General features: G+C 70.3%; 13 protein-coding genes. 8 read left to right on the plus strand and 5 right to left on the minus strand.

The annotated features are described in order from the left end of the window. Positions 1 to 6 precede the first annotated feature (6 nt). From SY84_RS07505 to SY84_RS07515, 3 genes are all read right to left on the minus strand, one after another. Complete coding sequence (locus SY84_RS07505) at positions 7 to 960, minus strand: acetyl-CoA carboxylase carboxyltransferase subunit alpha (protein WP_046843501.1); 954 nt, start codon at positions 958 to 960, stop codon at positions 7 to 9. Next, the gene (accD, locus tag SY84_RS07510) at positions 957 to 1,811 is read right to left on the minus strand and encodes an acetyl-CoA carboxylase, carboxyltransferase subunit beta (RefSeq protein WP_046843502.1); all 855 of its coding nucleotides are present in this window, start codon (positions 1,809 to 1,811) and stop codon (positions 957 to 959) included. The genes SY84_RS07505 and accD overlap by 4 nt, the downstream gene beginning before the upstream one ends. A gap of 96 nt (positions 1,812 to 1,907) precedes the next feature. After that, positions 1,908 to 2,351: a hypothetical protein gene (locus SY84_RS07515; protein WP_046843503.1), complete on the minus strand. Its 444-nt coding sequence runs from the start codon at positions 2,349 to 2,351 to the stop codon at positions 1,908 to 1,910. Positions 2,352 to 2,531: 180 nt separating this feature from the next. On the opposite strand from SY84_RS07515, the gene SY84_RS07520 reads away from it, so the two are divergent. The 7 genes from SY84_RS07520 to SY84_RS07545 all read left to right on the plus strand — a co-directional run bounded on the left by SY84_RS07520 (position 2,532) and on the right by SY84_RS07545 (position 8,917). After that, entirely contained in the window at positions 2,532 to 3,443 is a 912-nt protein-coding gene (locus SY84_RS07520) for an SPFH domain-containing protein (RefSeq protein WP_081424537.1), read from the plus strand. A gap of 2 nt (positions 3,444 to 3,445) precedes the next feature. Next, the gene (locus tag SY84_RS16720) at positions 3,446 to 3,619 is read left to right on the plus strand and encodes a hypothetical protein (protein WP_168927154.1); all 174 of its coding nucleotides are present in this window, start codon (positions 3,446 to 3,448) and stop codon (positions 3,617 to 3,619) included. 124 nt (positions 3,620 to 3,743) lie between these two features. Continuing rightward, positions 3,744 to 4,355: a deoxynucleoside kinase gene (locus tag SY84_RS07525; protein WP_046843504.1), complete on the plus strand. Its 612-nt coding sequence runs from the start codon at positions 3,744 to 3,746 to the stop codon at positions 4,353 to 4,355. Then, the gene (locus tag SY84_RS07530) at positions 4,355 to 4,978 is read left to right on the plus strand and encodes a deoxynucleoside kinase (protein WP_046843505.1); all 624 of its coding nucleotides are present in this window, start codon (positions 4,355 to 4,357) and stop codon (positions 4,976 to 4,978) included. Before SY84_RS07525 ends, SY84_RS07530 begins: the two co-directional genes overlap by 1 nt. A 69-nt stretch (positions 4,979 to 5,047) precedes the next feature. Continuing rightward, positions 5,048 to 5,680: a hypothetical protein gene (locus SY84_RS07535; protein WP_046843506.1), complete on the plus strand. Its 633-nt coding sequence runs from the start codon at positions 5,048 to 5,050 to the stop codon at positions 5,678 to 5,680. 33 nt (positions 5,681 to 5,713) lie between these two features. Then, entirely contained in the window at positions 5,714 to 7,183 is a 1,470-nt protein-coding gene (locus SY84_RS07540; RefSeq protein WP_046843507.1) for a UDP-N-acetylmuramoyl-L-alanyl-D-glutamate--2,6-diaminopimelate ligase, read from the plus strand. Positions 7,184 to 7,513: 330 nt separating this feature from the next. Next, positions 7,514 to 8,917 (plus strand): RtcB family protein, encoded by a 1,404-nt coding sequence (locus SY84_RS07545; RefSeq protein WP_046843508.1) that lies wholly within the window; start codon positions 7,514 to 7,516, stop codon positions 8,915 to 8,917. Between the two features lie 570 nt (positions 8,918 to 9,487). On the opposite strand, the gene SY84_RS07550 is transcribed toward SY84_RS07545, so the two are convergent. Further along, positions 9,488 to 10,138, minus strand: a complete 651-nt coding sequence (locus SY84_RS07550; protein ID WP_046843509.1) for an HAD-IA family hydrolase — start codon at positions 10,136 to 10,138, stop codon at positions 9,488 to 9,490. A gap of 102 nt (positions 10,139 to 10,240) precedes the next feature. On the opposite strand from SY84_RS07550, the gene SY84_RS07555 reads away from it, so the two are divergent. Beyond that, on the plus strand, positions 10,241 to 10,855 hold the full coding sequence (locus SY84_RS07555) for a DedA family protein (RefSeq protein WP_046843510.1): 615 nt from the start codon (positions 10,241 to 10,243) through the stop codon (positions 10,853 to 10,855). A 60-nt stretch (positions 10,856 to 10,915) separates the two neighbouring features. Here the strand turns inward: SY84_RS07555 and SY84_RS07560 are convergent, their stop codons facing one another. After that, a complete protein-coding gene (locus tag SY84_RS07560; protein ID WP_046843511.1) occupies positions 10,916 to 13,138 on the minus strand; it encodes an MMPL family transporter in 2,223 nt (740 codons plus the stop codon). Positions 13,139 to 13,212 lie beyond the last annotated feature (74 nt).

Consider the following 13,212-nt stretch of genomic DNA (forward strand, 5'->3'; position numbering starts at 1 on the left):
TGTGGGTCAGGGCGTTTCGGTGTAGGCGCCCAGGCGGCGGAAGCGCGCGGCCCGGTCGGTCTTCAGGGTCGCGGCGTCCTGCGCGGCGAGTTCACGCAGGTGACGGGTGACGGCCTCGCCCACGGCGCGGGCGGCCTCGTCGGCGTTCTGGTGCGCGCCGCCGGCGGGTTCGGGAATGACTTCCTCGACAATCCCGAGTTTCAGGAGGTCCGGGGCAGTCAGGCGCAGCGCCTCGGCAGCGAGGGGGGCCTTGCTGGCGTCCTTCCAGATGATGCTCGCGGCGCCTTCCGGGGAGATCACGGAGTACCACGCGTTCTCCTGGATCAGGACGCGGTTGCCCACGCCGATGGCGAGCGCGCCGCCCGAGCCGCCCTCGCCGATGACGACGTTCACGACCGGCACACGCAGGTTCAGCATGCGGCGGATACTCTCGGCGATGGCCCAGCCCTGGCCGCGTTCCTCGGCTTCCAGGCCGGGGTAGGCGCCCTGGGTATCCACGAGGGCCACGACGGGCAGCCCGAACTTGTCGGCGAGGTCCATCAGGCGCACGGCCTTGCGGTAGCCTTCGGGGTTCGCGCTGCCGAAGCGGCGTTTGATCTTGCTCTTGGTGTCGCGGCCCTTCTGCTGCAGCAGCAGCATGACGGGCACGCCCTGCCAGCGGGCAGGGCCGCCGATCAGAGCGGGGTCGTCGCCGTAGCGGCGGTCGCCGTGCAGTTCGGTGAACTCGGTGCACAGGCGGTCCACGTAGTCCAGCGCGGTGGGGCGGCCCTGCGCGCGGGCCAGCTGCACGCGCTCCCAGCGGGTCGGGGTGACCCTGGGCTGCGCGGCGCGCAGGCGGTCCACCTCGGCCCGCAGGGGAGTCAGGGCGGCGTCGAGGTTCTGCCCGGTCTTCTGGGCAGTCACTTCGAGGTCGCGCACGCGGGCCTCGAGTTCCTTCAGGGTGTCGATGGGGGCGGTCACGCGTTCACCTCGCGGCGGGTCAGCAGGCCCAGCAGGGACGCGAGGTACGCGCGCTGCTCGCGGCGGTCCACGACGGCGTCCACCATGCCGTGCTCCAGCAGGAACTCGGCGCGCTGGAAGCCCTCGGGGAGGTTCTGGCGGATGGTCTGCTGGATCACGCGCGGGCCCGCGAAGCCGATCAGCGCGCCGGGCTCGGCGACGATCACGTCCGCGATGGTCGCGAAGCTGGCCGTCACGCCGCCCGTGGTGGGGTCGGTGAGCAGGCTGACGTACGGCAGGCCCCGCTCGGTCAGGCCTTCCAGGGCGACGGTGGTCTTGGCCATCTGCATCAGGGACAGGGCGCTTTCCTGCATGCGGGCGCCGCCGCTGGCGGTCACGATGATCAGGGGCGTGCCGTGCGCGGCGGCGTGCTCGGCGGCGCGGGCGATCTCCTCTCCCACGACGCTGCCCATGCTGCCCCCGGAGAAGGCGAAGTCCATGACGGCCAGCGTGACCGGCACGTCCAGGATGGTGCCGGTCCCGGTCAGGATCGCGTCGGGGCGGCCGGTCTTCTTCTGCGCGCGGCGCAGGCGGTCGGTGTAGGCCTCGGTGTCCTGGAAGTTCAGGGCGTCGGTGGGCTGCACGCGGCCGGACAGCTGCGTGAAGCTGCCCTCGTCGAGCAGCACCTGCACGCGCTGAGCGGCGTCGAGGCGGATGTGGTGCCCGCACTTGGGGCACACGTAGGCGCCCGCTTCGAGGTCGCGGTTGTACACCCCTTCCTTGCAGGCGGGGCACTGGGTCCACAGGTCAGGCACGTCCGTGCCCGGCTGCTGCTGGGGGCGACGGCGGCGGAAAAAACGGTCAAGGGCCATGCGGTGTACTCCTCCGTGGGCATTCTAGGCGGCGCGGCCCGCTGCTTTTGCACCGGGTGCAAGGAGTGTCCAGCCGCGCCGCCCGGCGCCCATACCTCAGCCCAGCTTGGTCTTCAGGTAGTCGTCCATCTGTGCGAGCTGCACGTTCAGGTCGCGTTGCAGGGCGTCCACGCGGGCGCTCAGGGCCGCGACGTCCGCGCCGCCGCTGCCCTGACCCAGCACCCGGAAGCGCTCGTCGAGGTGCGTCTGGAGCTGCGCGAAGCGGCTGCCCTCCTGCTGGTCGAGGCTGGTGCGCAGGGCTTCCATGTCGCGCAGCAGCTTGGCGCTGTCCGCCTGGGCACGCAGGCCCGTGATGCCCGCCCAGAAGTAGAACACCAGGGTCAGGAGGGTCGCCACGATCAGCAGGATCAGGCCCATGGGCACGCCGGTGTACGTGACGAACCCCAGACTCAGCGTGTGGGGGAACATCAGCGCGTTGGTGTTCAGCACGGCGAACAGCCCCAGCAGCACCAGCACGACGATCAGCACGACGGTTCTCATCCGCTCAGCGTAACGGCGCGCGGGCCGGGCGGCCTTGCGGGAACGTTGACGCTGCGGGCGTCCCCTGCCAGGGGTAGGGCGGGGGTGGCCGTCCCGGCTCGCGGGCCGTACCCCCTGGTGAACTCAGGTCCAAGGTGATATCACTTTGATGGTTATTCGAGATCGCCCGGAGGTTCCACCATGAACGAACTGCAACAGGCTCCCGTTCCCGCCCCGCAGGGCGGCGTCTCCACCCGCAGCGGCGTCGCCAGCACCGAACGCCCCGCCTTCGGCCTGCCCGGCATCCCGGTCTTCCTGGTGTGGCTGCTGGCCATGCTGGGCACCTCCGCGCTGTACATCACGTCCGGGTACTGGGCCCTGCTCCCGGTCCTGGCACTGCTCGGCCTCATCCCGTTCGGCTTCTTCATCGTGCAGCCCAACCAGGCGACCAACCTCACCCTGTTCGGCCGCTACGTCGGTACCGAGCGCCGCAACGGCCTGTACTGGACCAACCCCCTGACGGTCCGTAAGAGCGTCAGCCTGCGGATCCGCAACTTCAACAGTGAACGCCTGAAGGTGAACGACGCCGCCGGGAGCCCCATCGAGATCGCCGCCGTGATCGTCTGGCGGGTCGTGGACAGCGCCCGCGCCGTGTTCGACGTCGAGGACTACGCCGAGTTCGTCGCCATCCAGAGCGAGACCGCGCTGCGGCACCTCGCCAGCCAGTATCCCTACGACGAGTACGACGGCGCGGGCATGAGCCTGCGCGGCAACGCCGACGAGGTCGCCGAGGCCCTGGGACTGGAACTCGCCAACCGCCTGCGCCACGCGGGCGTGGAGGTCCTCGAAGCGCGCCTGTCGCACCTCGCGTACTCCCCCGAGATCGCCGGGGCGATGCTGCAGCGCCAGCAGGCCAGCGCCATCATCGCCGCGCGCGCGCAGATCGTGCAGGGCGCCGTGGGCATGGTGCAGATGGCCCTGAAGGAACTCAGCGAGCAGGACATCGTGCAGCTCGACGAGGAACGCAAGGCGCAGATGGTCAGCAACCTGCTGGTCGTCCTGACCAGCGAGCGCGGGACACAGCCGGTCGTGAACGCCGGTAGCCTGTACTAATCATGCCGCCGCGCAAGAACTTCCCCCTGCGCATCAGCCCGGAGCTGTACGCCGCGCTGGAACGCTGGGCCGCGGACGACCTGCGCAGCGTCAACGCCCAGATCGAGTACCTCCTGACCCGAGCCGCACGCGACGCCGGACGCCTCAAAGACAAGAAGAAAGAGGACGGGGAGTAGAGGAGGGAGGATGGATCTGGCTCCATCCTCCATGTCCCGTCACTCCTCCCCCCGGTCCCCCCGCGCGTGTCAAGGTCTTCATCCACCCTTGAGACTCGCGGGGGACGCTATGCTCAGCGCTGTCATGTACGTTGTCGTCGAAGGGCCCATCGGGGTCGGGAAAACAAGCCTCGCCCGGCGCCTCGCCGCGCGGCACAGTGCCGAACTGAACCTGGAGGTCGTTGAGGAGAATCCCTTCCTGGCGAAGTTCTACCGCCAGCCGGACGCCTACGCCTTTCAGGTGCAGGCCTTCTTTCTGCTCTCGCGCTTCAAGCAGCTCTCGGCGCTGTGGCAGCCCGGGTTGTACGCGGGCAGCGTCGTCAGCGACTACCTGTTCGACAAGGACTTCATCTTCGCGTCCATGAACCTGCGCGACGCCGAGTTCGCGCTGTACGAGGACCTGTACTCGCACCTGTCCCCGCGCCTGCCCACCCCGGACCTCGTGGTGTACCTGCGCGCCGACACGGATGAACTGCTGCGCCGCATCGCGCTGCGCGGCCGGCCTTTCGAGCAGGACATGCAGGCCGCGTACCTCGCGGACCTCACGGGGCGCTACGACGAGTACTTCCGCACGTACCCGCACCCGCACCTGATCATCGACGCCGCCGGCATCGACTTCGTGAACAACCCCGAGCACGAGCAGCAGATCCTCACCCGCGTCGATGAGGCCCTGCGCGCCGGCCAGGCGGCCGACTGATGTACCTCGCGATCTCCGGAAACATCGGCAGCGGCAAGAGCACCCTGACGCGCATGCTGGCCGGGCGCTACAGCCTGCGCCCCGTGTACGAACCCTACGCCGAGAACCCCTACCTGGAGGACTTCTACGGCGACATGCGCCGCTACTCCTTCCACTCGCAGGTGTACTTCCTGTCGCGGCGACTGGAGCAGCACCTGAACCTCGTGACCGGCGCGCGCTACGTCATCCAGGACCGCACGGTGTTCGAGGACGCGAACATCTTCGCCCGGAACCTCTATGAGAGCGGGCAGATGGAGGAACGCGACTGGGCCACGTACCGCAGCCTGTACGAGGGCGTGCTGCCCGCCCTGCGCGTCCCGGATCTGCTGATCCACATCGACGCGAGCCTCCCCACCCTGAAGCGCCGCATCGCGCAGCGCGGCCGCGCCTACGAGCAGGACATCCCCGAGGCGTATCTGGGCGGCCTGAACCGCCTGTACGACAGCTGGGTCGCGGGCTTCGACGCCTGCCCGGTCGTGCGCGTGCCCGGCGACCAGCTGGACTTCGTGGCCGACCCGCGGGCGTTCGAGTGGGTGTGCCAGCGCGTGCAGGCCAACGGGTACGGGCTGCCCCTGCTGCGCTGAAGCGCCCGCAGCTGAAGGTCCGGTCAGATGAGGCAGCGCGCGACGTGCCCGCTGGGTACGCTGCGCGGAATGTCCTCAATCCGGCCGATCATCCTGACGCTCACCCTGCTGGGCAGCGCCGCCCTGCTCAGTTCCGCCCGCGCCCAGGCCACGCCCGACCCGCTCCGGGGCTGCCCCGACTGGCTGACCCTGGACCCCGGCGACCTGCGGGCCGCCCGCGTGTCGGCCAGCCGCGCCGTGTTCACCGACGCCAGCGGCCAGCCGGGCAAGGCGTACGTGGTCAAGGGCGACCTGCTCCTCCAGGGGCCCCCCGTGAACGGTCGGCGCTGCAGCTACTTCGTGCGGGGCGGCGTGCCGACCGGCGTGGGCGGGTACCTGAACACCATGCAGGTGCAGAACGTGCCCGCCAGTCCCGCCCTGAGCGGCACCTGGAAGTCCGGGACGGGCACCCTGATCCTCGCGAAGACGGCCGCCGGCACGTGGCGGGTGAAGGGGGACGCGCTGTACCCCACGCCCGGCGGCAGCGCGAACCTGGGCGAGGTGGACGGGACCCTGACCCGCCAAGGCGGCGCGTGGCAGACCGTGTCAGACGGCTGCGAGCTGAGCCTGTGGCCGGTCGGCCCGTGGCTGGTCGCGCTGGACAACGGCGCGTGCGGGGGCCTGAACGTGACGTTCACCGGCCTGTACACCCGCCAGCGCTGAGGGGCTCAGGTGGCGGGCCGCTATGATCCCGGCATGCGCCTTGCCGAGCTGGCCGACCACCTGCACGCCCACCTGACCCCTGTTGGCCCGGAGCTGAACCCGGGGGTGACGGGGGTCACGCACAATGCCGACTGGGTGCAGCCGGGCTCGGCGTTCGTGGCGATCCGCGGGGCGCGTTTCGACGGGCACAGCTTCATCGGCCAGGTCGCAGCGGCGGGCGCGGTGGCCGTGATCGGCGAGGGGCTCCCGGACGGCGTGACCAGTCCGCTGCCGTACCTGCGCGTGCCGAGTGCCCGCGCCGCACTGGCGGACACGGCGGCCGCGCTGGCCGGGCACCCCAGCCGCCAGCTGCGGGTGGTGGGCGTGACCGGCACCGATGGCAAGACCACGACCAGCTGGATCACGCGGCACCTGCTGCGCGCCGCCGGACAGCGCACAGGCCTCCTGAGCACGGCCGGCTACGAACTGCCGGACGGGACGCTGCGGCACTTCCCGGCGCACTTCACGACCCCGGAGGCGCCGCAGGTACAGGCCACCCTGGCCGACATGGTGCGTTCAGGCGCGGACGCAGCGGTGCTGGAGGCCAGCAGTCACGCCCTGGCGCTCGAGCGCGTGCGCAGCGTGCACTGGGACGTGGCGGTCTGGACGCACCTGAGCAGCGAACACCTGGACTTCCACGGCACGCTGGAGAACTACTTCGCGGACAAACGCCGCCTCGTGGAGGCCGCGCCGTTTGCGGTGCTGAACGTGGACGACCCCTGGACCGCGCAGCTGCGCGGCGTCGCCCCGGCCGAGACCACCTACTCCGCCGAGGGACAGCACGCCGACTGGCGCGCCACCGACATCGAGGAACGCAGCACGGGGCTGCACTTCCACGTGATCAGCCCGCTGGGCGAGTTCGACGCGCACCTGCCCATGATCGGGCGCTTCAACGTGGCGAACGCCCTGGCCGCCATGGCCGCGAGCGCGCACCTCGGCGCGTGCTGGGAAGCGCTGGCCTCAGGCCTCGCGTCGTTCCGGGGCGTACCGGGCCGCATGGAACTCGTGCCCGACACGCGCGGACGGCGCGTGGTCGTGGACTTCGCGCACACGCCCCCCAGCCTCGAAAAAGCGCTGGGTACCCTGCGAACCACCACTGCGGGCCGCCTGATCGTGGTGCTCGGCTCGGCCGGCGGCCCCCGCGACCCCGGCAAACGCGCCCCGCTGGGTGAGGTCGCCACCCGGGTCGCGGATCACGCGATCCTCACCGAGGAGGACTGCCGCGACACCCCTCTGGCCGACATCCTGCGCGAGATGGCACGCGGCGCCCAGGAGGCCGGGCGCACCAACTTCGAGGCCATTCCCGACCGCCGGGACGCCATCCGCGCCGCCATCCGGCTCGCGCAGCCCGGTGACACGGTGCTGCTGGCCGGGAAGGGCCCGGAGGACACCCTCGAACGCGCCCACGAGACCGTTCCCTGGAACGAGACGCAGGAAGCCGTAGACGCCCTGCACCTGAGCTGACCCCCGACCACCCGCCAGGACCCGCCACCTGCCGTACAGGACGGCGCGACCGGTCACATCCACGCCTCCCCCACATCCACCCGCCTGACCACTGGCCTACGCCACTGGGCGGATGCCCCGCCCCACACCCTCGCGCCACACTCACGACGACCCCATTCAGGGAAAGGAGGCGACCATGCCCGCAGGTTCACCCAGCACAGCTCCATCCGGTACAGCCACGCCCAGCACACCCGCAACCAGTACGCCCGACGCCCCGGACGGCGATCCCGGCGACCGGACACCCACCGCCCGAGGCGCAGTCGCCTCCCCACCCACCTGAAGAGAGACCACATGAACGGCAAACACCTCGTGAAACTCGGCCTGGAAAAGAAAGCCATCGCCCTCGCCCAGACCGCCGCCACCACCCGCGAAACCGCCGGACTGAGCCGCGACGACATCCTGGCCGAACTGCGCGCCGTGCAGCAGAACCCCGCCGCGTACACAGCCGGCGGCGTGTACGCCCCGCTCGCCGCCGAACTGCTCGCCCAGCAGGCCGTCCAGGACGCCCGCAAGGGCAGCGACCTGCGCCCCGAACCCCTCCCCTACCCCACCTGGGGCGCCGACCTGATCGACCCCGGCGCGCACCGCCAGATGGACGTCGCCATGCGCCTCCCCATCAGCCGTGCCGGGGCACTCATGCCCGACGCGCACGTCGGCTACGGCCTCCCCATCGGCGGCGTCCTCGCCACCGAGAACGCCGTCATCCCCTACGGCGTCGGCGTGGACATCGGCTGCTCCATGATGCTCTCCGTCCTCCCCATCCAACCCGGCGCGCTGCGCACCGACGAGGCCACCACCCTGCTGCTCAAGCACACCCGCTTCGGCGCGGGCGTCGCCTTCGACAAACGCGACCGCCAGGACCACGACGTCCTCCACGAAAACACCTGGCAGGACCAGCCCATCCTGCGCCACCTGTTTGAGAAGGCCGCCACGCAGATCGGCACGAGCGGCAGCGGCAACCACTTCGTCGAATTCGGCACCCTCACCCTGCCCCACGCCGACCTCGGCCTGGGCGTCGGCGAGTACCTCGCCGTCCTCTCGCACAGCGGCAGCCGCGGCTTCGGCGCGCAGGTCGCCGGGCACTTCACCGCCCTCGCCGAACGCCACCACCCCACCCTCGCCCCCGAAGCGAAAAAACTCGCGTGGCTCCCACTCGACCACGAAGACGGCCAGGCGTACTGGCAGGCCATGACCCTCGCCGGCCGCTACGCCCTCGCCAACCACGACCTCATCCACGCCCGCCTCGCCCGCGCCCTGAATGTCACGCCCCTCGCGCAGGTCAGCAACAGCCACAACCTCGCCTGGAAACAGACCGTGAACGGTCAGGACCTCATCGTCCACCGCAAGGGCGCCACCCCCGCCGCCCAGGGCCAGCTCGGCCTGATCCCCGGTAGCATGGCCGACCCCGGCTACGTCGTCCGCGGCCTCGGCCACCCCGGCGCCCTTGCCAGCGCCAGCCACGGCGCCGGCCGCCAGCTCGGCCGCAAAGCCGCCGCCAGTACCCTCAACAAGAAAGATGTCCAGGCGTACCTCACCACGCGCGGCGTCACCCTCATCGGCGGCGGCATCGACGAAGCCCCCCAGGCCTACAAACGCATCCAGGACGTCATCGCCCGCCAGGACGACCTCGTCAACGTCATCGCCAGCTTCCAGCCTCGCGTGGTCCGCATGGACACCGGGAGTGAGGACATCTGACGGACTGATCGGCTATTTCACTCAGAACTTGAGCGGAATGGTTGCGCCTGCGGCGGGCTGCCCCACCCCCCAGCCCCCTCCCCCAGAGGGGCAGGGGGAGTTTTCGCTGCGCTCGGCAAGGTATTTCTCTGAGGTGGTCAGCAGGCATGCAGCGGGTTCGGCCACGTATGGGGTTGCAGACCTCCGGGTTCGCCGCGTTCGCCCCGCGCGCTGCGCGCACGACGGGCTCGGCTGCCACGACGCCAATGGGGCCAACCAACTTGGTGCGTGCCAGAAGGTTCTACTTTTTGGGCTGTTGCCAAAGCGGCCTTTTCAAAGTCGATCAGCGGCCCTAAGCGTTCCACCCTTCACCTGACCGCAGACTGCCACCGGCCGTCGTGCGCGCAGCGCGCGGACCTTGCGGGGGGCGGAGAATGGCGACGAGGCCGGACACGCCACCGCCCACAGCACCCCGCCGCACAAGTCAAAACTCTTGCCGAGCACAGCGACCGCTCCCCCTACCCCCCTGGGGGAGGGGGCTGGGGGGTGGGGAGGCCCGCCGCAGGCGCACCCCTTCCAACGGTTCCCCCGTCAGTCCCGAACAGTCGCCAGTAGGGCTTCCAACCCCCCTTCATACCCGTCGACGCGCCCCCATTCGGGCAGGAAGGCCTGGGTGCGGGTGACGTCGTTGGGGACGACAACGACGTGCAGTCCGGCGGCAGCGGCGGCGGTGGCGCCGTTGAGGCTGTCTTCGACGGCGAGGCACTGGTGGGGTTTCAGGCCGAGGGTGTGGACGGCGAGGGTGTAGAGCTCGGGGTCGGGCTTGACGCGGGTGACGTCGTCGCGGGTGGCGAGTGTTTCGAAGTGGTCGTACAGGCCGTGCTGGTGGAGCCAGCGGGTGACCCAGGTGCGGTCGCTGCTGGTGGCGAGGGCGAGGCGCAGGCCGGCGGGTCGGATGGCGTCGAGGACGTGGCGGACGCCGGGGCGCAGGTCGCTCTGCTGGATGGTGTGGTGGATGTCGGTGCGCAGGCGCTCGTGGGTGGCGTGGCGGTCCTGTTGGACGCTCTCGGGAAGGCCGAGCCAGGGGTCGAAGGCGTCCCAGGTGCCGATGCCGCGTTGCCAGTCGTGAAGGTGGAGTTCGCGGTCGTGTTGGCGGTAGAGGGCCTGCCAGTGGGTGAATTCGGGGGTTTCGGTGTCGAGGATGGTGCCGTCGAAGTCGAAGATCACGGCTTTGATGGTCATGCGCCGAGTGTAGGGGGTGGGGGGTGGGGGGTGGGCGTGCGTGAAGTGGGCTTCACTTTGGGTGGACGCGCGCCCTGCGTGGGGCCCTGTAGGCTCGGGGGTATGGCCGAGTGGGTGCAGAATTTGATGGACAGCATGGGGTACCTGGGGATCTTGCTGTTGATGGTGCTGGAGAACGTGTTTCCGCCGATTCCGAGTGAGTTGATCATGCCGTCGGCGGGGTTCGCGGCGTCGCGTGGGGATCTGAATCTGGTGCTGGTGATCCTGATGGGGACGCTGGGGAGTGTGATCGGGACGCTGCCGCTGTACTACGTGGGGCGAGCATTCGGTGAGGACCGGCTGGTGGCGTGGGCAGACAAGCATGGGAAGTGGTTGACGCTGAGCGGGAAGGACATCCGGCGGGCGGACGACTGGTTTGACCGGCATGGGTCGAAGGCGGTGCTGTTCGGGCGGATGGTGCCGGGGATCCGGAGTCTGCTGAGTCTGCCGGCGGGCATGAGTGAGATGCCGATGCCGAAGTTCCTGCTGTTCAGCGCGATCGGGTCGGGTCTGTGGGCGTCGTTGCTGGCGGGGGCGGGGTTCCTGCTGGGGGAGCATTACGACCGGGTGGAGCAGTACGTGGGTCCGGCGAGCAAGATCATCCTGGGGGTGCTGGCGGTGGCGGCGGTGGCGTGGTTCCTGCGCCGCAAGCGCGAGCAGGAGCACGCCGAGGCGTAACGACACACAGGGAGAGGGGCAACCGCGCGTGCAGGTTGCCCCTCTTTCTGTTGCCTCGGTTCAGTGTTCGAGACGGATGTGCGGCAGGCGTCTGTCGAGCCAGGCGGGCAGCCACCAGTTCCACTTTCCGGCGAGTTTCAGGAAGGCGGGGACGAGGACGAGGCGGACGAGGGTGGCGTCGAGGGCGACGGCGATGGCGAGGCCCAGGCCGATGCTCTTGCTGGCGACGACGCGCCCGAAGATGAAGGCGGAGAAGACGATGAACATGATGATGGCGGCGCTTGTGATGATGCGGGCGGTGTGGCCGACGGCGAGCACGACAGCTTCGTCGTTGGGGTGCCCGGCGAGGTATTCCTCCTGCACGCGGGAGAGCAGGAAGATCTCGTAGTCCATACTGAGGCCGAACATGACGGCGAAGAGGAGGACGGGGAGGCTGGCGTCGAGCACGCCGACGTCGCCGGGAATGCCGAGGGGGGCGGCTAGGACGCCCTCCTGCACGATCAGGGTGACGAGGCCGATCGCGGCCCCGACCGTCAGGGCGTTCATGAGGATGCTCTTGAGGGGGATCAGGAGGCTGCGGAACGCGACCATCAGCAGCAGGAACGTTCCGGCGAACACGGCGAGGACCACGGTGGGCAGCGAGTCGGTGATGGCGCGGCTGAATTCCTCGCCGCCGACGGGCGCGCCGCCGAGCAGATAGGCGTACCCGCTGGCCTGGATGGTGCCCCGGATCTGCCGTTCGAAGGCGGGGATCTCGCGGGCCGGGAGGGTCCGGTCGGGGATGACGGTGACGCGCAGCAGGGTGCGGTCGCGGCTGAAGGAACGGGTGGTCAGGGCGCTCAGCGCGGCCAGCTGGTCGGTGCTGCCCCCATTCGTGCCCGCGAGATCGCTGGGAGTCAGGAAGGGGCTGAGGACGCCCTTCACGCCGGGCAGGGCGCGCAGGTCGGTCACGAGCGCCTGGAATGTCGCGCGATTCTCCGGGGTGTAGCGCTGGCCCTTCAGGTCGAGGATCACCTCGAACTGGCTGAGCAGGCCGCCCGCGCCGAGCGCCTCGACGTCTTTCAGAGTGTCGCGGCTTTCCACGCCAGGCGTGAGCCCCCACGCCCCGGCGTATCCGGTGCGGATGTTCAGGGCGGGTGAGGCGAGCAGCAGCAGGAAGGCGGTGCTGCTCAGCACGGCGAACCAGGGGCGGGCGGTGACGCGCCGCGCGAAGGCCGTCCACGCGCCGGACGCGGCGCCGCTCTGCGCCCAGTTCAGGCGGGTGAAGCGCGGGTGGTTCACGCGGTCGCCCAGCAGGGCCAGCAGCGCCGGGAGGGCGGTGAGGCTGGCCAGGACGGTCAGCAGCACGGCCAGCACGCCGCCGATCCCGATGGACCGCACGAACGCGATCGGGGGGAGGATCAGGCCCGCCATGGCGATGGCGACGGTCAGGCCGCTGAAGGTGACGCTGCGCCCGGCGGTGTGGACGGTGCGTTCGGCGGCGAGGCGCGGGTCGGGCGTCCGCACGAGTTCCTCACGGAAGCGGTTGACCATCAGCAGCGCGTAGTCGATCCCGGCGCCCAGACCGAGCATGGTGATGACGCTCTGCGCGAAGGTGCTGACGTCCATGACGTGCGTCAGGCCGTACAGGGCGGCCATGGCGACGCTGATGCTGAGCATCCCGACGGCCAGCGGGAGGCCGGTGGCGACGAGCGCGCCGAACACGACGAGCAGCAGCGCCCCGATCAGCGGCAGGGCCACGAGTTCGCTGCGTTTGGTGTCGCTCTCGGCGAAGTGGGTGAAGTCGTCGGCGATGGCCTGCCCGCCGGTCACGCGGATGTCCAGCGCGGCGCTCTCTGTCCGCGCGGTGTAGGCGCGCACGCGGCGCAGGGTCTCGCTCGCGCCGTCCAGCAGGGGGATCTGCGCGAGGGTCAGGGCCAGGGTGCCGTCCTCGGAGCGGGTGCGGTAGGGGCCGCCTCCCTGCGCGGCGGTGACGCGGGTGACGCCGGGCACGTCCTCCAGCCCGTCCAGGAAGCGCCGGTAGGTGACGTCGCCCTGGGGGGTACCCAGCGGCGGCTGGCTGCGGGTGACGAGGACGACGGTATTGGTGTCGCGTTCCCCGAAGCGGTCGCGCAGCAGGTCGGTGACGCGGGTGGCCTCGGAGTCCGTCAGGCCGCCGGCGGGATCGGCGGTGAGGGCAGCGGGAGCGCGAGCGGCGAAGGGGAGGCTCAGGGCAGCGGCGAGCAGCCACGCGAGCAGCACCGCCCAGGGGTGCCGGGAGACGAGTCGGCCGAGGGTGCGCATGAGCCCGAGTAGAGCACGGGCGGGCCGGGCAGACCGGGGGGCAGGCGACGAAACACATTCAGCGTCAATTGACG

This window comes from Deinococcus soli (ex Cha et al. 2016) (genome assembly GCF_001007995.1).
Classification (GTDB): domain Bacteria; phylum Deinococcota; class Deinococci; order Deinococcales; family Deinococcaceae; genus Deinococcus; species Deinococcus soli.

Bases quoted from the DNA above. Each gene is read 5' to 3' on its own strand.
- accD (WP_046843502.1), bottom strand. From the start codon at position 1,811: ATGGCCCTTGACCGTTTTTTCCGCCGCCGTCGCCCCCAGCAGCAGCCG.
- SY84_RS07515 (WP_046843503.1), bottom strand. From the start codon at position 2,351: ATGAGAACCGTCGTGCTGATCGTCGTGCTGGTGCTGCTGGGGCTGTTC.
- SY84_RS07520 (WP_081424537.1), top strand. From the start codon at position 2,532: ATGAACGAACTGCAACAGGCTCCCGTTCCCGCCCCGCAGGGCGGCGTC.
- SY84_RS16720 (WP_168927154.1), top strand. From the start codon at position 3,446: ATGCCGCCGCGCAAGAACTTCCCCCTGCGCATCAGCCCGGAGCTGTAC.
- SY84_RS07525 (WP_046843504.1), top strand. From the start codon at position 3,744: ATGTACGTTGTCGTCGAAGGGCCCATCGGGGTCGGGAAAACAAGCCTC.
- SY84_RS07530 (WP_046843505.1), top strand. From the start codon at position 4,355: ATGTACCTCGCGATCTCCGGAAACATCGGCAGCGGCAAGAGCACCCTG.
- SY84_RS07535 (WP_046843506.1), top strand. From the start codon at position 5,048: ATGTCCTCAATCCGGCCGATCATCCTGACGCTCACCCTGCTGGGCAGC.
- SY84_RS07540 (WP_046843507.1), top strand. From the start codon at position 5,714: ATGCGCCTTGCCGAGCTGGCCGACCACCTGCACGCCCACCTGACCCCT.
- SY84_RS07545 (WP_046843508.1), top strand. From the start codon at position 7,514: ATGAACGGCAAACACCTCGTGAAACTCGGCCTGGAAAAGAAAGCCATC.
- SY84_RS07550 (WP_046843509.1), bottom strand. From the start codon at position 10,138: ATGACCATCAAAGCCGTGATCTTCGACTTCGACGGCACCATCCTCGAC.
- SY84_RS07555 (WP_046843510.1), top strand. From the start codon at position 10,241: ATGGCCGAGTGGGTGCAGAATTTGATGGACAGCATGGGGTACCTGGGG.
- SY84_RS07560 (WP_046843511.1), bottom strand. From the start codon at position 13,138: ATGCGCACCCTCGGCCGACTCGTCTCCCGGCACCCCTGGGCGGTGCTG.